The sequence below is a fragment of the Variovorax glacialis genome, from assembly GCF_051216375.1.
Classification (GTDB): Bacteria; Pseudomonadota; Gammaproteobacteria; order Burkholderiales; family Burkholderiaceae_C; genus Variovorax.
This window is the reverse complement of record NZ_JBPJZT010000008.1, coordinates 174,801-191,271: the sequence shown is the minus strand read 5'-3', so window position 1 is coordinate 191,271 and position 16,471 is coordinate 174,801. Positions and strand designations below refer to the sequence as shown.

Annotated in this window: 15 protein-coding genes; 5 read left to right on the top strand and 10 right to left on the bottom strand. The window is 65.9% G+C overall.

From position 1 onward, the window contains the following. Nucleotides 1–7 precede the first annotated feature (7 nt). Genes ACSFBL_RS21940 through ACSFBL_RS21925 form a run of 4 tightly spaced genes read right to left on the bottom strand, consistent with a single transcriptional unit; the run spans nucleotide 8 to nucleotide 4,164 of the window. The gene (locus ACSFBL_RS21940; protein ID WP_435517936.1) at nucleotides 8–931 is read right to left on the bottom strand and encodes a carbohydrate ABC transporter permease; all 924 of its coding nucleotides are present in this window, start codon (nucleotides 929–931) and stop codon (nucleotides 8–10) included. Further along, entirely contained in the window at nucleotides 918–1,832 is a 915-nt protein-coding gene (locus ACSFBL_RS21935; RefSeq protein WP_435518122.1) for a carbohydrate ABC transporter permease, read from the bottom strand. Before ACSFBL_RS21935 ends, ACSFBL_RS21940 begins: the two co-directional genes overlap by 14 nt. Before the next feature lie 4 nt (nucleotides 1,833–1,836). Then, on the bottom strand, nucleotides 1,837–3,192 hold the full coding sequence (locus ACSFBL_RS21930; RefSeq protein ID WP_435517935.1) for an ABC transporter substrate-binding protein: 1,356 nt from the start codon (nucleotides 3,190–3,192) through the stop codon (nucleotides 1,837–1,839). Between the two features lie 15 nt (nucleotides 3,193–3,207). Continuing rightward, on the bottom strand, nucleotides 3,208–4,164 hold the full coding sequence (locus ACSFBL_RS21925; protein ID WP_435517934.1) for a TauD/TfdA dioxygenase family protein: 957 nt from the start codon (nucleotides 4,162–4,164) through the stop codon (nucleotides 3,208–3,210). A 253-nt stretch (nucleotides 4,165–4,417) separates the two neighbouring features. Between ACSFBL_RS21925 and ACSFBL_RS21920 the strand changes: the two genes are divergently transcribed. Then, nucleotides 4,418–5,620: a DUF3095 family protein gene (locus ACSFBL_RS21920; protein WP_435517933.1), complete on the top strand. Its 1,203-nt coding sequence runs from the start codon at nucleotides 4,418–4,420 to the stop codon at nucleotides 5,618–5,620. A gap of 14 nt (nucleotides 5,621–5,634) precedes the next feature. Here the strand turns inward: ACSFBL_RS21920 and ACSFBL_RS21915 are convergent, their stop codons facing one another. From ACSFBL_RS21915 to ACSFBL_RS21890, 6 genes are all read right to left on the bottom strand, one after another. Next, nucleotides 5,635–7,584: an acyl CoA:acetate/3-ketoacid CoA transferase gene (locus ACSFBL_RS21915; RefSeq protein WP_435517932.1), complete on the bottom strand. Its 1,950-nt coding sequence runs from the start codon at nucleotides 7,582–7,584 to the stop codon at nucleotides 5,635–5,637. Between the two features lie 8 nt (nucleotides 7,585–7,592). Next, complete coding sequence (locus tag ACSFBL_RS21910; protein WP_435517931.1) at nucleotides 7,593–8,720, bottom strand: zinc-dependent alcohol dehydrogenase family protein; 1,128 nt, start codon at nucleotides 8,718–8,720, stop codon at nucleotides 7,593–7,595. Beyond that, nucleotides 8,717–10,402: an acetolactate synthase large subunit gene (locus ACSFBL_RS21905; RefSeq protein ID WP_435517930.1), complete on the bottom strand. Its 1,686-nt coding sequence runs from the start codon at nucleotides 10,400–10,402 to the stop codon at nucleotides 8,717–8,719. Before ACSFBL_RS21905 ends, ACSFBL_RS21910 begins: the two co-directional genes overlap by 4 nt. A gap of 57 nt (nucleotides 10,403–10,459) precedes the next feature. Continuing rightward, nucleotides 10,460–10,996 carry a TIGR01841 family phasin gene (gene phaP / locus ACSFBL_RS21900; RefSeq protein ID WP_435517929.1) on the bottom strand — a complete coding sequence of 179 codons (537 nt, stop codon included), beginning with the start codon at nucleotides 10,994–10,996 and terminating at the stop codon, nucleotides 10,460–10,462. 168 nt (nucleotides 10,997–11,164) lie between these two features. Next, on the bottom strand, nucleotides 11,165–11,956 hold the full coding sequence (locus tag ACSFBL_RS21895; protein WP_435517928.1) for a transglutaminase-like domain-containing protein: 792 nt from the start codon (nucleotides 11,954–11,956) through the stop codon (nucleotides 11,165–11,167). 119 nt (nucleotides 11,957–12,075) lie between these two features. Further along, nucleotides 12,076–12,273 (bottom strand): hypothetical protein, encoded by a 198-nt coding sequence (locus tag ACSFBL_RS21890; RefSeq protein ID WP_435517927.1) that lies wholly within the window; start codon nucleotides 12,271–12,273, stop codon nucleotides 12,076–12,078. A 724-nt stretch (nucleotides 12,274–12,997) separates the two neighbouring features. Here ACSFBL_RS21890 and ACSFBL_RS21885 point away from each other — a divergent pair. From ACSFBL_RS21885 to ACSFBL_RS21870, 4 genes are all read left to right on the top strand, one after another. After that, nucleotides 12,998–13,987, top strand: a complete 990-nt coding sequence (locus tag ACSFBL_RS21885) for a sulfonate ABC transporter substrate-binding protein (RefSeq protein ID WP_435517926.1) — start codon at nucleotides 12,998–13,000, stop codon at nucleotides 13,985–13,987. Between the two features lie 142 nt (nucleotides 13,988–14,129). Next, nucleotides 14,130–14,963: an ABC transporter substrate-binding protein gene (locus tag ACSFBL_RS21880; protein ID WP_435517925.1), complete on the top strand. Its 834-nt coding sequence runs from the start codon at nucleotides 14,130–14,132 to the stop codon at nucleotides 14,961–14,963. A gap of 82 nt (nucleotides 14,964–15,045) precedes the next feature. Further along, nucleotides 15,046–15,741, top strand: coding sequence for an amino acid ABC transporter permease (locus tag ACSFBL_RS21875; protein ID WP_435517924.1), 696 nt, complete (start codon nucleotides 15,046–15,048; stop codon nucleotides 15,739–15,741). A 12-nt stretch (nucleotides 15,742–15,753) separates the two neighbouring features. After that, a complete protein-coding gene (locus ACSFBL_RS21870; protein WP_435517923.1) occupies nucleotides 15,754–16,467 on the top strand; it encodes an amino acid ABC transporter permease in 714 nt (237 codons plus the stop codon). The last annotated feature ends 4 nt before the right edge of the window (nucleotides 16,468–16,471 follow it).

Sequence of the window (16,471 nt, the reverse complement as noted above, 5' to 3'; positions counted from 1 at the left end):
GGAGAGATCAGTCCATGATGCTGCCGGCCGTGAGGCCCCGCACCAGGTACTTCCGGACCAGCACGGTGAAGATGACGACCGGAAACATCACCAGCGTCCCGCTGGCGGCGATCTTGGTCCACTCCCAGCCTTCGTACTGCAGGAAGTTGACGATCGCCACCGGCGCGGTCATGGCGTGGGTCCGGGTGAGGATGAGCGCGTAGAAGAAGTCGTTCCACGAGAAGATGAAGCACAGCACGGCCGTCGCCGCGAGCCCCGGCGCGGTTAGCGGCAGGGCGACCCGCCAGAACGCCTGCCAGATGCCGCAGCCGTCGATCCAGGCGGCTTCCTCCAGCGAGGCCGGCACGGCCTCGAAGAAGGTCTGCATCAGCCAGATGACGATCGCGAGGTTGAAGGTCAGGTAGACGATCGCCAGGCCGATGACCGTGTCCTGCAGCCCGAGGTACTGGTAGGCAAGAAAGAACGGGATCGTGAATGCGATCGGCGGCGCCATCCGCGTCACCAGGATCCACAGCGCGATGCGGTCGCGGCCCTTGAAGTTCCAGCGCGTGAGCGCGTAGGCGGCCGGCACGCCGATCAGCAGCGAGAAGCCGGTCGAGAGCGTGCTGACCAGCAGGCTGTTCCAGAACGACTTCAGGAAGTTGCCCTTCAAAAGGCTGGCGAAGCCTTCGAGCGTGGGCACGAAGAAGAGTCGCTCGTCGAAGATGTCCGCCGCCGGCCTGAATGCGAGCTGCACCAGCCAGAGGAAGGGCGACAGCACGAGCAGCAGCAGGACCGAGACGATGATGGCCCGGGCATGGGCGGACCACCAGGCCAGGAGCCGCGAGCGCTTCGCGGGCGGCCTTGCAACGGCAGCCTGTCGAACGGGGCGATCGCCAGTGCCGACCGGCCTCGCATTGCCGGCATCGATGGCAGGGTTAGCGCTTGTCATGGTCACTCCAGCCCAGCCGGCCCACCAGCCAGCTCAGGATGAACACGCCCACCAGCATCACCGTCGCGATGGCGCTGGCATAGCCCCAATAGGAGAAATTGAAGGCCTGGATGAAGCCGTAGTAGTTGGTGACCTCGGTCACGGACCCGGGCCCGCCGTTGGTCAGCACGTAGATCAGCGGAAAGGCCTTGAAGCTGTCGATGAGGCGAAACAGCCCGCACACGACGAGCACCGGCCGGATGTACGGCAAGACGATGTAGCGGAAGAGCTGCCAGCGGTTCGCACCTTCGAGGGTCGCGGCTTCGATGGGGTCGTCCGGAATCATCTGCAGCGCCGCGAGCACCATCAGCATGGTGAAGGGAAACCACTGCCAGGTGTCGGCCAGCGAGATGGCCCAGAGGGCGGTGTCGGGGTTGGCGATGAGCGAACGCACGGGCCAGCCGAGGGCTTCGAGCGTCCGGTGGATCGGGCTCACGTCCGGCGTGTACATGATCTTCCAGATGAGCGCCACCACGATCGGCGGCAGCACCATCGGGATCAGGAACACCGTGCGCGCGCCTTCGAGCAGGCGCGACTTGCCGTTCAGCAGCAGCGCCAAGCCCAGGCCAACCGCCAGTTGCAGTGCCACGCTGGACGCCGAGAGCTTCAGCTGCACCGCAATGGACGCGAGGAAGCGATCGTCGTGCAGCAGCTGCCGGTAGTTGACCAACGGGTCGTCGAAGCGGAAGGTGCCCGAGGGATCTGTGAGCTGCAGCGGCGTGAAGCTCGCCACCAGCAGCGCGGCGGCCGGCACCAGCGTGATCAGTAACAGGACGCCGAGGGAAGGCGTCAGGCCGATCAGGAAGGCGCGACGCCGCTCCGCCTGCCAATTCCCCGCGGGAAGTGCGTGTGCCACCGCCATGCCCTCAGAGCTTCGCACCGGCGCGCTTGAGCTCCGAGATCGAGTTGGCCTGCGCCTGCTGGAAGGCCTGCTTCGCCGAGAGCTGCCCACTGGCGATCAGCTCGATCGCCTTGTTCAACTGCTGGTCGACTTGCGGATACACCGAGACGGTGCGGTACTTCATGTGGCCGGTCTTCGCAGCCATCTCGATGGACTCGAGCGAGAGCTTGGCGAGGTCGTTGCCGTTGATCACCTGCTTCTGGCGGAACTCGGCCGAGTCGATGTCGGAGCGGCGGGCCGGTGAGCCATAGCCCGCGGCGACGGCGCGCCGGGTGGTCTCCTTGCCGAGCGCCCACTGGATGAAGGCCCAGGCGGCTTCCTTGTTCTTCGATCCGGCTGGGATGCCGAGCGCATGCACGGCCGTGCCGGGGAAGCGGCCGGCCGGTCCCTTCGGCAGCGGGCCGAATTTCACGGTGTCGATCGTCTTGGTGGTGCTGCGATCGCCCAACTGGGCCAGGTAGAGCTGGCCCGCGTCCGCGAAATTCGTGCGGCCCGACTTGAGCGCCTGCGTGACTTGGTCGGGCTGATAGGTGATCGCGCCATCCGGGCCGAACTCCCTGAGCAGGTTGGCGTAATACTCGCCCGCGGCGATGACCTCGGGCGTGTCGAGCGTCGGGAACAGGTCGTCGGGTGCCTTGCGAAACACGTCGCCCCCGAAGGCGTGCAGGTAGGGCACGAAGGTCCAGCCATAGTGGTTGTCGCTCACGAAGCCCGCGACCCGCTCCTTCTTGTTGACGGCGCGCAGCACCTTCACGAGGTCGTCGGTGGTGTCCGGAAATGCGAGGCCAGCCTTCTGCACGAGATCGAATCGCGAGGAGGCGGACAGCAGCACTTCGGCCGTCCATGGGATCCCGTAGAGCTTTCCGTCGCGGCCTGTCTCGGGCGCACGGGCACCGGGGAGGAAGTCGTTCAGGTCCCAGTCCGCCGCGGTCAGGTTGGGGTTCCTGATGTAGTCGTCGAGTGGCGTCAGCCAGCCCGAATTGATCCACCGGCTGGTGTAGATGTAGGTGACGTTGACCACGTCGTAGGCCGAGCCCTTGGTCGACAGCTCCAGGTCGGCGCGCTGGTTGTAGACCGGGAACGAAGGTGCATCGAAGTTGACCTTGGCGCCCGTGAGTGCCTCGAACTCGGGCAGCCACTGCTGCAGGAGCTTGGGGTAGGCGGCGCTGAAGGTCGAGACATTGAGCGTCACGCCGGCATACTTTTTCGCGGCGGCTTGCGCGTGCGCCAGTCCCGGAAGCAGTGTGGAAGCACCGAGCGCGGCACCGGCCTGGAGCAGGCTGCGACGTTGGCGGTCGAAGGTCGGGAATTCTTTGGTCATGGCAGCTCGCTGCTTTCAGGCCGTGGCCGCAATGACTTCGTCGATGCGCTCGTCGTTGGTTGCCTCGGGGCGGCTGCGCGTGCGGCTGCGCTGCCCGTCGAGGGCCACGGCGGTGTCGCCATGCACGGTCACGCGTCGCACCAGGCGGGGCTGGTTGCCGTAGTCGTTGATCGCGAAGTGCTGGGTCGCGCGGTTGTCCCAGATCGCCACGTCGTCCTGGCGCCAGTTCCAGCGCACCGTGTTCTCGAGGCGCGTCACGCGGTTCTGCAGCAGCTCGAAGATGCGTGCCGACTCGGCGCTCGACAGGCCCACGAGCTTCTTGACGAAGTGCCCCAGCAGCAGCGCGCGCTCGCCCGACACGGGGTGCACGTGCACCACCGGATGCTCGGCCTCGTACACGGCCGAAACGAAGACGTTGCGGTGGTGGCGCAGGCGCTCTTCCTCGACCACGACACGGTCGGCGCCATAGTCGTAGTCGTTGCTGTGGATGGCCCACAGGCTGTCGGCCAGTTGCTTGAGCTGGGACGGCAGGCGCTCATAGGCCAACGCCGTGTTGGCCCAGACCGTGTCGCCGCCGTACGGAGGGATCTTGACCGCGCGAAGAATCGAGATCTTCGGGAAGGCGTCGACGAAGGTCACGTCGGTGTGCCACGAGTCGGCCCGGCCGCCGCACTTGGAGGCATCGAGCTCGAACAGTTTCGTGCCCTGGGGCGAGGGCACGGTGGGATGCGCGACCGTGCGGCCGAAGCGCGCGCCGAAAGCCTGGTGCGACGCGTCGTCGAGATGCGACTGGTCGCGGAAGAACAGCACCTTGTGTTTCACCAGGGCCGCGTTCAGTTGGTCGACGGACTCCGGGGACAGGTCGGCGGACAGCTTCAGGTTCTGGACCTCGCCACCGATGTGGCCGGCCACGCGGCGAATGCGCAGGTCGCCAAAGCTCGTGTCGATGGAAGAGGGTGCGTTGATGCTCATCGGGAGACTCTCGGTTTGGATGGGATGAATCAGAGCGCGCGATTCTCTGGTCGCGAAGCCCATCACCGAACTACCGAATCGTTGCTTCCAAATGAGCGAATGATCTGAAGCGCCAAGTCGAGGGGCTTACTCGTTTTGCGGATAAGGGTGCGCGGGCCGTGATTCCATTGCTCGCCCTTCGATGATCCGAAGCGCCTGGCGTTGCGTAGAAGTACCCGTGCGCGCATCGCCTGCGGCATTACGATGACCTCCCATGCCTTCCTCGACCGCTGAGCGATCGATCCTTCCTGCAGGGTTCTTCTCGGAACTCCCGGTGCTCGGCCGCGAGCGCGACACCTTCGACCTGAGCCGGTACCGACCTGCGCCCGACGACTGGGCGCTGGTCGTGACCGACATCGTCGACTCCACGGGCGCGATCGGCAAAGGGCTTCACAAGACGGTCAATTTCGTCGCCGCCATGGGCATCGCGGGTTTACGGAACCTCTGCGCACCGGTGCGGATTCCCTTTCTGTTCGGCGGTGACGGGGCGGTGGTGCTCGTTCCGCCGTCGAACATCGCGCAGGCCCGCATCGAACTGGCGCGGGCCCGCGGACAGGCGCAGCGTGACTTCGGTCTTGCATTGCGGGTGGGCTTGGTGCCCGTCGACGTCCTGCGGCGATACGAATGCGAAGTCCTGGTGGGGAGGTTCGAGCCGACGCCCGGCAACAGCTTCGGTGTCTTTCACGGTGGCGGGGTCGGCGTGCTCGAAGCCGCGGTGAGAGGCAAGGGCAATGCCGACCTGGGCCGCCTCGCTGCCATCCCCGAGTCGCTGGACGATGGCGAGCCCGTCGATCTGGAGGGCTTGTCCTGCCGGTGGGACACGCTGCACTCCGCCCGAGGAACGATGCTGACGCTGATCGTTCGTGGTGCGAACGGCCTTCAGGAGGTCTACGAGGAGATCATGACGCTGGCAGGGCCGGAGGTGCAGTCCCGCCCTGTCAGCCTGAACACGCTACAAGCGCGGTGGCCACCCACAGGCTTCATGCTGGAGGCGCGGGCCCGGCGACGGGGAGGATCGCTGTTCGCCTCCAGCGCGCGCGTGCTCGCGGAGACGCTTCTCGCGCGAATCGTTCTCGCGCGGGACAAGCCTGTCGCCGGTTTCGATCCACAGCGTTATCGACGCGAGATCGTCACCAACACCGATTTCTGCAGGCACGACGAGACGCTTTGCCTTGTCATCGACTGTCCGCTTGCCGCCGTCGAGCGAATCAAGGCCTGCATGTCCGAGGCGGCGCGGGCACACGGCCTGCGCTACGGATTGCATCTGTCGGAGACGGCGCTGATGACCTGTCTGGTCACGTCGCCGGCCGACAGCCTGCATGTGCACTTCGTCGATGGGGGCGGGGGCGGCTATACCAGCGCGTCAAGGGGCTTGAAGGGAAGCGCCGGGACGCTCGAAATCCCTGGGTCGAACTGAGGGCGCAGTCAGCCTCAGGCTGCCAGGACGTGCGGCCGGCGGCGCAGGAACTCGATCGCTTCGGTTTGGGTCTCGAACAGATGCGCGGCCCCCTGACGCGACGACAGCGACGAGCCGAGCTTCATTCGCATGAAGGCACTGGTCGTGTAGCGTGTCGCGGTGCTGTAGTACTGCGCGTGCAGATCCTCGACCATCGCGAAGTACGAGTCGCTCAAGGATTCGTCGATCAGGAATCCGTCGTAGTTGGCGACGAGTGCCACCTTGCGGCCAGCTTTCTCGTACAGCGCCGCGAACACCCGGCGAACGCTTTCGACGCCGTCCATGTCCTCAATCGCATAGCCCTGGAAGTTGACGAAGAGGATGTTCCGCTCGCCGTCGTAGCTGAGGCGCTCGGCCAACTGGAGATCGAGGAGCGCGGCCGACAGCCCCATCGGGCGGGCGCGGTACAGGCGCTCATCCATGCAATTGATCTTCCCGATCAGCGGCCGGAAGTCCATGTGCGCCAGGATGTCCCGGTCGATGTCGATGCCGGGCGCCACCTCGGTCAACTGCAGTCCGTTTGGCTGCAGGCTGAAGACGCAGCGTTCGGTCACGTAGTGCACCGACTGCCGCTTGCTCATGGCTTGTGGCCCGCTGAACGTGATCTGCTCGACGGCCGTGACGAACTTGGGCGCCTGGCCTTCGGTCACGATACGCAGGTTTCCATCTTCGATCGCGACTTCGAGACCACCCGCGGTGAAGGTGCCCGCGAAGACCACGCGGCGCGCGTTCTGGCTGATGTTGATGAAGCCGCCAGCACCCGCCAGCCGCGTTCCGAAACGGCTGACGTTGACATTGCCTGCGCGATCGATCTGTGCCATGCCGAGACACGCAAGGTCGAGCCCGCCGCCGTCGTAGAAGTCGAACTGCTGGTTCTGGTGCAGCAGGGCTTGCGTGTTGACTGCTGCGCCGAAATTCAACCCGCCCTTGGGCATTCCGCCGATGACTCCCGGCTCCGCCGTCAGCGTCAAGTGGTCGAGCACGCGTTCCTCGGCGGCCACGGCGCCCAGGATCTCCGGCATGCCGATGCCGAGGTTGATGACGCCTCCCAGCGGCAGTTCGAAGGCGCAACGACGTGCGATGAGCTTGCGTTCGTCCAGTGGCGCGACAGCGATCCTGTTGGCCGGCACACGCATCTCGCCGGAGAAGGCAGCGTTGTAGGCGGTGCCGTAGGTCTGCTGATGAAGCTCCGGCGACGCCACCACGACGCAGTCGACCATGACACCCGGCACCACCACGCTGCGTGGGTCGAGCGTTCCCGCGGCAGCGATGCGCTCGACCTGGGCGATGACCAGCCCATTGGCATTGCGCGCCGCCATGGCGGCCGCCTGCGCGTCGAGCAACAGCGCTTCGTGCTCCATCGTGATGTTGCCGGACGGGTCGGCGGTCGTGCCGCGTATCAGCGCCACGTTGACCGGAAAAGCCTTGTAGAAAAGCCACTCCTCGCCGTCGATCTCCATGACGCGCACGAGCTCTTCCTGCGTGCGCTGGTTGATGCGCCCGCCGCTCTGGCGCGGGTCCACGAAGGTGCCGAGTCCGACCTTGCTCAGGGTGCCTGCGCGGTGCGCCGCGGCGTCGCGGTACAGGTGCGAGATGGTGCCCAGCGGCAGGTTGTAGGCCTCGATCAGGTTGTCGGTCGCCAATTTGGCCAGTTGCGGCACCAGGGCCCAGTGGCCGCCGATGGCGCGCCTGATGAGGCCCTCGTGGGCCAGCCTGTTGACGCCGCGCACCTTGCCATCGCCCGGCGCAGCCGCAAAGATGAGCGTCAGGTCGCGCGGGCCCTGTGTCGTCACGAACCGCCTTTCGAGAGCGACGATCAGTTCCTCCGGCGTCCCGATGCCGACGAAGCCCGAGCAGCTCACGCTGTCGCCATCGCGGATGAGCGCGATGGCCTCATCGGCGCTGACGACCTTGTTCCGGTTCATGAGGTCCTTCAGTCGAAGACGACGACCTGTCGTGTGGCTTTTCCTTCGTGCAGCAGATCGAAGCCACGGTTGATGTCTTCGAGCGAGAGGCGGCCGGTGAGGAGCTTGTCCACCGGCAGGCGCCCTTGCCGGTACAGCGCGATGTAGCGAGGGACGTCGCGCGACGGGACGCAGGTGCCGATATAGCTGCCCTTGAGCGTGCGCTCTTCCGCCACGAGATTGACGGCGGCCAACGGCAAGGTTGCCGTCGATGGCGGCAGGCCCGCGGTGACGGTCGTGCCGCCGCGACGCGTAATCCTGTAGGCCAGATCGAGCGCCCGGATCGAACCGGCGAATTCGAAGGCGTACTCGACTCCACCCGCGCTGAGCTCCCGAATCTGCTCGATGGCGTCCGGTTGCGCGGCATTCACCGTGTGCGTGGCACCCAGTTCGCGTGCCTGCACCAGCTTGTCGTCCGACAGGTCGATGGCGACGATCTGCCGCGCGCCGGCGGCCTGCGCTCCGATCAGTGCGGCAAGACCGACGCCGCCCAGGCCGACCACCGCGACCGAAGCACCCAAGGGCGCCTTCGCCGTGTTGACAACGGCACCGACGCCCGTCAGGACGGCGCAACCGAAGAGGGCGGCTTCCTCCAGGGGAACGGCACTGTCGATCTTCACGAGCGAATGACGCGAGACGGTGGCGTACTCCGCAAACACGGAGCAGCCGAGGTGATGGTTGACGGCCTGTCCGACCTGCGAGATGCGGCGCGCGCCGGAGAGCAGCGTGCCCGCGCCATTGGCGGCGGCACCGGGCTCGCACAAAGCCGGCCGGCCTTCGGCGCAGGGCGCGCAATGGCCGCAGCTGGGCACGAACACGACCACCACGTGGTCGCCCGCTTGCAGGTCGGTGACGCCGTCGCCGAGACCTTCGACGATGCCCGCGGCTTCGTGGCCCAGCGCCATCGGCATCGGCCGGGGCCGATCGCCATTGATGACCGAGAGGTCCGAATGGCACAGGCCCGCGGCGACGACCTTGATCAGCACCTCGCCCGGCCCCGGCGGGGCCAGGTCGACCGTCTCGATCGAGAGTGGCCTGGACGATGCATAGGGCGGCGCAACGCCCATCTGCCGAAGTACGGCGGCCTTGATCTTCATGCGAGTGTTCCGGGTTGGGCGGCCGTTGCCGCGACGCGATTGCGCAATTCGTCGACGAGCACCCGGGTGTTTTCCGAATAGTCGATCGGCACGGCGACGATCTGCAGGCCACCTTCGGAGAAGGCCGCTTCGAGCGCCGGCGCCAGTCCTTCGGCGGATTCGACGCGGCGCCCCTTCGCACCGTAGGCGTCCGCGTACTTCACGAAATCCGGATTCCCGAAGGTCATGCCCCAGTCGGTGAACTGGTCGACCGACTGTTTCCAGCGAATCATCCCGTAGGCGTTGTCCTCGATGATCAACACCACGAGATCGAGCTTGAGCCGGATGGCAGTCTCGAGCTCTTGCGAATTCATCATGAAGCCGCCGTCGCCGCACACTGCCAGTACCCTGCGCCGCGGATGCAGCAGCGCCGCCATCATGGCCGATGGCAGGCCGGCACCCATCGTCGCGAGCGCGTTGTCGAGCAGCAGGGCATTGGCCGTGCGCGTGGGATAGCAGCGCGCGAACCAGATCTTGTACATGCCGTTGTCGAGCGCGACGATGCCGTCGTCGGGCATGACCTGGCGCACGTCGTGGACGATGCGCTGCGGCGTCAGCGGAAAGCGCGACTCGGTGGAACGGCTCATGGTGCGCGCGAGGATTCCCTCTCGCTGCGGCAGCAAGGCCCCGGCGTTCGGGAGGCGGCCTTCGACGCGATCGGCCAGCAGTGTGAGGCTCGGGCCGACGTCGCCCACGACCTCGGCATGCGGGAAGTACACCTGCTCGACGGCGGCCGGCATGTAGCCGACGTGGACCACCAGCGGGCCGCGGGGTCCCATGATGAACGGCGGCTTTTCGATGGTGTCGTGGCCGATGGCAAGAATCAGGTCGGCGCGGTCGATCGCCTCGTGCACGTAGTCGCGCTCCGTGAGCGCCGCAGTACCCATCCAGAACCCGGTCCGGCCTTCGGCAATGCCGCCGCCGGCCACCGTTCCCTTGCCCATCTGCGTGTTGAAGAAGGGAATGCCGACGCGGCGCACGAAATCGGCCAGCTGGCCATGCAGCCGGGGGCGGTTGCTCGCGGCGCCGAACATGACGAGCGGCCGCTTCGCGCGCATCAGCATTTCAGCGGCCCGGACGATGGCCGCTTCGTGCGCCACCGGCAGATCGATGGGGTGAACGGGAATGACGTCCACGTCCCCGGCCACCTGCTCGGCGGCCACGTCTTCCGGCAATTCGAGATGCACCGGCCCGGGGCGCTCTTCGGCGGCAACCCTGAACGCGTCACGGACCACGGTGGGGATACTTGCCGCACTGACGATCTGCCGCGATGCTTTCGTCAACGGCTTCATCGTCGCGACGATGTCGACGATCTGGAAGCGCGCCTGCCGCGCCGTCATGATCGCCTTCTGTCCTGTAATCAACACCATCGGCATGGCACCCAGGTGTGCGTAGGCCGCGCCCGTGACCAGATTGAGCGCGCCCGGACCGAGTGTGGCCATGCACACGCCGGGCTGTCCGGTCAGGCGGCCGTGGGTCGCCGCCATGAAGGCAGCGGATTGCTCGTGCCGCGTGAGCACGAGTTCGATGGTGGATCGTCGCAGGGACTCGACGAGATCGAGGTTTTCTTCACCGGGCACGGCAAAGATCCGCTGGACGCCCTCGTTTTCCAGCGCCTTGACGAAGAGGTCGGATGCTTTCATAGCGGGCTCCGAAGGGTGGAGACGCGCCTTGAGGTGCACGCCATCGTCAACGCCAGATCAGACTTCAATCTTCGCCAGTGCGCTGGATGCGCCTTGCGTGACCGCCTCCTCGGCTTTCGTCACGTTGGCTGCCAAGGTATCGGACAGTCGCTTTGATGTCGCGTTCATGTTCCTGTAGGCGCTGTTCGAGGCATCCACCGCGGACTGCGCCATCGACAGAATCTTCTCGGAGCCGGGGGCGTTCTTGAAGAAGCCGTTCATCGCCTCGAGGAACTTGGCTTGTGCCCCGGCAATGCCGTCTTCGTATGCGACCTGCCGCGCAGCGCCCAATGTCGCAAAGACCTCCTGTACCTGGCGCCCATACGCCAATGCCTTTAGCGGCGCGGCTTGCAGGGTGGCCACCTGGAGCTTGACAAGTTCTGCCGGATCTCTGGTGGAGCTCGCGAGTCGGCTGGTTTCCTGGCTCTCGGCCATCAAGGTCTTGAGCGTCTGCAGGTTGAGCGATGCGAGCGTTTCCGCCCCTTTGAAAGCCTCGCCGGCCAAGCCGAACATCGTGTCAACGGAAGCGGTCGGGCCAGCGGCGTGGGAGGTCATGATGAGCTTTCTGTGAGGTTGGGAGACAAGCCGCGATGCTTGTTGCACTGCAGCATGGCCCAGTCTGGGGGCGGGTGCCTGTCCACACAAGCGAAATACCCGTCGGTGCGCCGCATTAGAGGAACGCACTTAAAGCCGTATCGGCTCGATGCGCAAATCTGGGCGCGTTCACTGCGCAGGTGCAACGCTGTGCACCGTGACTTTCATGTCGCCCATTTCAAGCGGGCCATAGTTGGAAAGAAAGGCGACATCGGCGGCGTCGCGGCCATAGGCGACGACGATCCGGCCGCCGCGCGCCTCGCCCTGCGTTGCATCGAAGGTGTACCAGCGCCCGCCCACATAGGCCTCGAACCACGCATGCATGTCCATTGGGTCGAGTTGGTACAGATAGCCCACCACCATGCGGGCCGGGATGCGAAGCGCGCGGCACAGCGCCGCGCCGATGTGCGCGAAGTCGCGACATACGCCTGATCCGGTGTCGAGCGTGTCGAGTGCGTCGGTGCTGCCGTCGCTCACGCCGTACTTGTATTCCACGTTCTCGTGGATCCACGCGCGGATGGCCTCCACCTGCGGATAGCCGGGTGCCGCGCCATGGGTGATGTCCTTCGCCCGATCCTCCATCTTGTCGGACGGGCAGTAGCGGCTCTGAAGCAGGTACACGAGCACGTCCGAAGGCAATTCGGGGATCGGCGTGATGCCGGCGTCCGGCGCGACCGCGATCTCTTCCTCCGTCTCCATGACCGTGCTGACCTCGATGCGCATCTCGCCGGCGGGGATCGTCAGCCGCTGGCAAAGGTTTCCATACTGGTCCACGTATTCGGTCGTCGGCACCCAGGGCCGCATCTCGTAGATCTCGCTCACCATCCACTGCGCTTCGCCACTGCGGGGGCGCATCATGGCGACGACCGGACAGTCTTCGGAGGCCTTGACCGTCATCTTGCACTCGGCATGAATTCGCATGTGGCATTCCTTGTTGCGGCGCGTCGGCAGACTGGAGCGCATTCGACATCGGCGCATGCCTGAAGGAGCACGCACTTTGCGTGCCCGTCTCCCGGCCGGATTGCAAGCGGCCGGTCCGACTACCGGCCCTGACTCAACCGACGCGCCCCTTGATCAGTCAGGTATTCGCGGCCTTTGCGGTCCGATGCCACCAGTCCGTTGGATCTCAGGCGATGCGACACGCCGGGCGTTTCGTCGGGGGCGCTCCTGCCATTTTCATTTGCCAGCCGTTGCAACCTGTTCCACTGCGCGTCGTTGAGTTGGATTTTCTTGGCCATGTGACCTGTAGCCAGATGAGACAGCGGTCATTCTCGGACCGCTCTAGTACTTTGGTATGTCATTTGACATGTCCTCGGCAGGTGCTGACCGGGAACGCGAACAAAGTCACAGGCGAGTGCACGCGGCGCGGAGCGCTTCCCGAAGGGCTTCAAGGCGATCCGTTGCTACTCCGCCTGACGCCGCAGCCGAACAGGTGAAAGCGGACCGCGCGCCCGATCACTGGCGCGCCGGCAGGAAATGGTTGGCGGGGGCGGGGCAGGCCCGTACGAAGCCATGCATCGGCCTGCGGCCTCGACGGAAAGCGCATCTGCTAACTCGCATTCCTTCGTTCGCGGGAGTGCCGGACGTCCGCAGAATTCGTCCACTGAACCCAGGAATTCTTCATGCGCCCTGTTCCCTCTGATCCGACGCCCCGCGAACACGCCCTCCGAGTGGTCGCGCAAACTGTTTCGCTCTGGAAGATCGCGCCAGCCTCGCCGCACGAGGTGGCCCGTCGAGCGCCGCACGGTCATGTGCCCGTGCGGATCATGCGGCGCATCCGGGCCGCGGCGGTGGCGCACGGTCGGCCGGCGCTTGCGCATTCGTGGTGAGTCCGAGTGGGCAGCACAGCACGACAGCAAGGTGCGCAGAGAACGCATAAGCAAACGCGATTAGCGTATTCGACAAGGGCCTCGGCCCCGCCTAAGGTGCGAGCCATTCGTCATCGCGTTAAAGGAGCCTGCTTTGCCAACCGATTCCCTTTTCCGTCTGCGCCGCCGTGATGTCGGCCCGGCGCTCCTGGCGCTGACCTCGGCTGTGGGCCTGGGCAGGTCGGCCTGGGCGCAGGCCCCGCTGCCCGGCGAGGTCACGATCGGTTTCCAGAAAGGCTCGGCCGTGCTGGTGCTGGCTCGCAAGCAGCAGGTGATCGAGAAGCGACTGAAGGCGCTCGGCGTCCCAAGCGTGAAGTGGGTGGAGTTCCAGTTCGGCCCGCCGATGCTCGAGGCGCTCGGTGCCGGTGCGATCGATCTCGGATCGGTCGGCGATACACCGCCGGTCTTCGCGCAGGCAGGCGGCTCCAGTCTCGTCTATGCCGCCGCCACGCCTTCGGCCCAGCATGCGGTGCTCGTGCCCAGGAATTCGCCCATCAAGTCGGTGGCCGATCTCAGGGGAAAGAAGGTCGCCTTCGGCAAGGGGTCGAGCGCGCACAACGTGACGATCAAGGCCTTGGCGACCGCCGGCCTGACGTTCCAGGACATCGTGCCGACCTACCTCGCGCCGGCTGACGCCACCGCCGCTTTCAACGGCGGCAACATCGACGCGTGGGTGGTGTGGGATCCGTTCTACGCCATTGCCGAGGAACGCTACGGCGCACGCGTGATCGCCGACACCACGGACAAGCGCCTGGCCAGCGCGTCCTACTACATGGCCGGCAAGGATTTCGCCACGCGCTACCCAGCCGTGCTTGCCGCGGTGCTCGACGAGATCGGCAAGCTCACCGTGTGGTCGGGCAAGCATCGCGAGGAGCTCGCAGCGCTGGCCTCGGACGCCACCGGCATCGACGTCAAGTCGTGGTCCGCCGCCTTTGCCAGGGCGGAGTTCACCTTCGGCCCGGTGACCGATGCCCACGTCGCGCAGCAGCAGCAACTGGCCGACACCTTCCAGTCGCTGGGCATCATCCCGCGCAAGATCAACGTGCGCGACATCGTCTGGCGTGCACCTTCCGGTACGTCATGAGCGGTCGGCAAGTGCGGTCAGCAGCGCTAGACTGGCCGCGTGCGTCCCCGCTGCAGAGCATTTGCAGTATTCGAAATCTGTATTTAGTCGTTGGGCGGTTGCTTGGTATCTTCACGGGCCGCTCATCAAGGAGGAAAACCTCATGCGCCGCCGCCCCCTCATCGCGACCTTGCTCGCCACCGCTGCATTGCTGCCGATGTTCAGCGCCCATGCCGACCAGCTCGCCGACATCAAGAAACGGGGTGAACTCGTCATCGGCGTGCTCGGAACGGACGAGCCCGCCACCTTCATCGATCCCAAGACGCGCCGGATCGTCGGCTATGAAGTCGACCTGGCCGAGGCGATCGCGCAGAAGATCGGCGTGAAGCCCGTGCTCAAGCAGATCGCGGTCGCCGCACGCATTCCGGAACTCCAGCAGGGCCATGTGGACCTGGTCGCCGCCGGGCTCACCCACAACAAGGAGCGCGAGGCGCAGATCGACTTTTCGCTGACCACCTTCGTCACCGGCCAGAAGGCGATCGTGAAGAAGGACAGCGGCATCGCCGAGGTGCCGCAGCTCGCGGGCAAGAAGGTGCTGACGATTCGCGGAGGCACGCAGGAGCCCAACCTGCGCAAGGCGGTGCCGGGCGTGGACGTGGTCACCTTCGACACCAGCCAGCAGGCCTTCCAGGCGCTGCAGCAGGGCAAGGGCGTGGGCTACGTGGACGACGAGGCGGCGCTGTTGCGCAGCTATGCCAAGCTCGGCCCGCAGAAGGCGCAGTACGTCGTGCTCAAGCAGAACCTGAGCACCGAATCGCTGGCGATCGGCATCAAGAAGGGCGAGCCCGCGCTGAAGGCCGTGGTCGACGACACGCTGCGCGATCTGGAGAAATCCGGCCAGGCCGAGAAGATCTTCTTCAAGTGGTACGGGCCGGACACCGCGTCGGGTTTCCAGACCCGCGACTTCCGCTTCGAGACCGACAAGATCACCGAGTGAGCGCGGACGGCCTGGCCGTCGCGATCTCCTGAGACGGGACCCATGCCGGGTACCATGGCCGGCTCGCGCCGGTCACCCCGACATGCCTTTCTTCGACTACACATTGCTCCTGAGCGGGCGGTACCACGACATGCTGATGGCGGGCCTCTGGCTGTCGCTCCAGTTGCTCGTGGCATCGCTGCTGTTCGCGCTGCCGATCGCCGTCGCGGTGGCGCTTCTGCGGCTGTCGCCTGTGCGCTGGCTGCAGGCCCTGGGCTTCGCGTACGTGGAAGTGATACGGAACATCCCGCTGCTCGCGCACATGCTCTTCTGGTACTTCGGCGCGCCCGAACTGCTGCCGACCGGATTCAAGGAATGGCTCTACGCCCGCAACATCGAGGCGGTCAGCGCCGTGATCGCGCTGGCGCTGTATAGCGCGGCGTACATGGCCGAGGACATCCGCAGCGGCATTCGCAGCATCCCGGCGGTGCAGTTCGAGGCGGGCCGTGCGCTGGGCTTCGGCTTTCTCGCGACGATGCGTCGCGTGGTGCTGCCGCAGGCCTTGCGCGTGACGGTGCCGCCGCTGATCTCGCAGACGCTCAACCTGTGGAAGAACACCTCCATCGCCACCGTGATCGGCGTGGCGGAGCTGATGTACCAGGCGGGGCAGGTGGAAAGCGCGAGCTTCCGCAGTTTCGAGTCCTTCGCCTTCGCGACCGCGGCGTACCTGACCGTGTCGATGCTCATCACGGCCCTGGCCGGCTGGTACCAGCACCGGTTCCCGGTCCGCCTGGCATGAGGGGAACGGCGCATGCTTGAGCTGATCCGGACGTACTGGCTCTACTTCCTCGTCGGGCAGTATCCCGAAGGGCCTTTGGGTGGCCTGGTGCTCACGATGCTGCTGGCCAGCAGCGCGCTGGTGCTGGCCCTGCCGTTGGGCATCGTGTTCGGGCTGGCCCGGCTGAGTCCCTGGCGCTGGCTGCGCTGGCCCGTCACGGCGCTCGTCTACGCGGTACGTGGCGTGCCGCTGCTGATGGTGGTGTTCTGGGCGTACTTCTTCCTGCCCAGCGTGACCGGGGTCAAGACCGACCAGTTCAGCACCATGCTGATCGCACTCGTGGTGTTCGATGCCGCCTACCTCGCCGAGATCGTGCGCGCGGGCGTGCAGGGCCTTCCGCGCGGCCAGTCCGAAGCGGCGCGCGCGCTGGGCCTGGACTACGGACGCACCATGCGGCTGGTGCTGCTGCCGCAGGCCCTGCGCAGCATGCTGCCCTCGCTGGTGAACCAGTTTGTCTCGACCATCAAGGAGACTTCGCTCGGCTACATCATCGGGCTGGCCGAGGTCTCCTTCATTGCGACCCAGATCAACACACAGGTCTTCACCCGGCCGGCCGAGGTGTACGGCATCCTGGGCCTGACCTATTTCATCCTTTGCTTCGGCCTGTCGCGTGGCGCCTTCTGGCTGGAGCGCAGGCTCGCCAGGCGCACGGCGGCCACCACGGCGAATCGGGAGGTGTCCGCGTGATCGA

What these genes read in the sequence shown, in the direction of transcription:
- ACSFBL_RS21940 (WP_435517936.1), bottom strand. Translation starts at nt 931, where the DNA reads ATGACAAGCGCTAACCCTGCCATCGATGCCGGCAATGCGAGGCCGGTC.
- ACSFBL_RS21935 (WP_435518122.1), bottom strand. Translation starts at nt 1,832, where the DNA reads ATGGCGGTGGCACACGCACTTCCCGCGGGGAATTGGCAGGCGGAGCGG.
- ACSFBL_RS21930 (WP_435517935.1), bottom strand. Translation starts at nt 3,192, where the DNA reads ATGACCAAAGAATTCCCGACCTTCGACCGCCAACGTCGCAGCCTGCTC.
- ACSFBL_RS21925 (WP_435517934.1), bottom strand. Translation starts at nt 4,164, where the DNA reads ATGAGCATCAACGCACCCTCTTCCATCGACACGAGCTTTGGCGACCTG.
- ACSFBL_RS21920 (WP_435517933.1), top strand. Translation starts at nt 4,418, where the DNA reads ATGCCTTCCTCGACCGCTGAGCGATCGATCCTTCCTGCAGGGTTCTTC.
- ACSFBL_RS21915 (WP_435517932.1), bottom strand. Translation starts at nt 7,584, where the DNA reads ATGAACCGGAACAAGGTCGTCAGCGCCGATGAGGCCATCGCGCTCATC.
- ACSFBL_RS21910 (WP_435517931.1), bottom strand. Translation starts at nt 8,720, where the DNA reads ATGAAGATCAAGGCCGCCGTACTTCGGCAGATGGGCGTTGCGCCGCCC.
- ACSFBL_RS21905 (WP_435517930.1), bottom strand. Translation starts at nt 10,402, where the DNA reads ATGAAAGCATCCGACCTCTTCGTCAAGGCGCTGGAAAACGAGGGCGTC.
- phaP (WP_435517929.1), bottom strand. Translation starts at nt 10,996, where the DNA reads ATGACCTCCCACGCCGCTGGCCCGACCGCTTCCGTTGACACGATGTTC.
- ACSFBL_RS21895 (WP_435517928.1), bottom strand. Translation starts at nt 11,956, where the DNA reads ATGCGAATTCATGCCGAGTGCAAGATGACGGTCAAGGCCTCCGAAGAC.
- ACSFBL_RS21890 (WP_435517927.1), bottom strand. Translation starts at nt 12,273, where the DNA reads ATGGCCAAGAAAATCCAACTCAACGACGCGCAGTGGAACAGGTTGCAA.
- ACSFBL_RS21880 (WP_435517925.1), top strand. Translation starts at nt 14,130, where the DNA reads ATGCGCCGCCGCCCCCTCATCGCGACCTTGCTCGCCACCGCTGCATTG.
- ACSFBL_RS21875 (WP_435517924.1), top strand. Translation starts at nt 15,046, where the DNA reads ATGCCTTTCTTCGACTACACATTGCTCCTGAGCGGGCGGTACCACGAC.
- ACSFBL_RS21870 (WP_435517923.1), top strand. Translation starts at nt 15,754, where the DNA reads ATGCTTGAGCTGATCCGGACGTACTGGCTCTACTTCCTCGTCGGGCAG.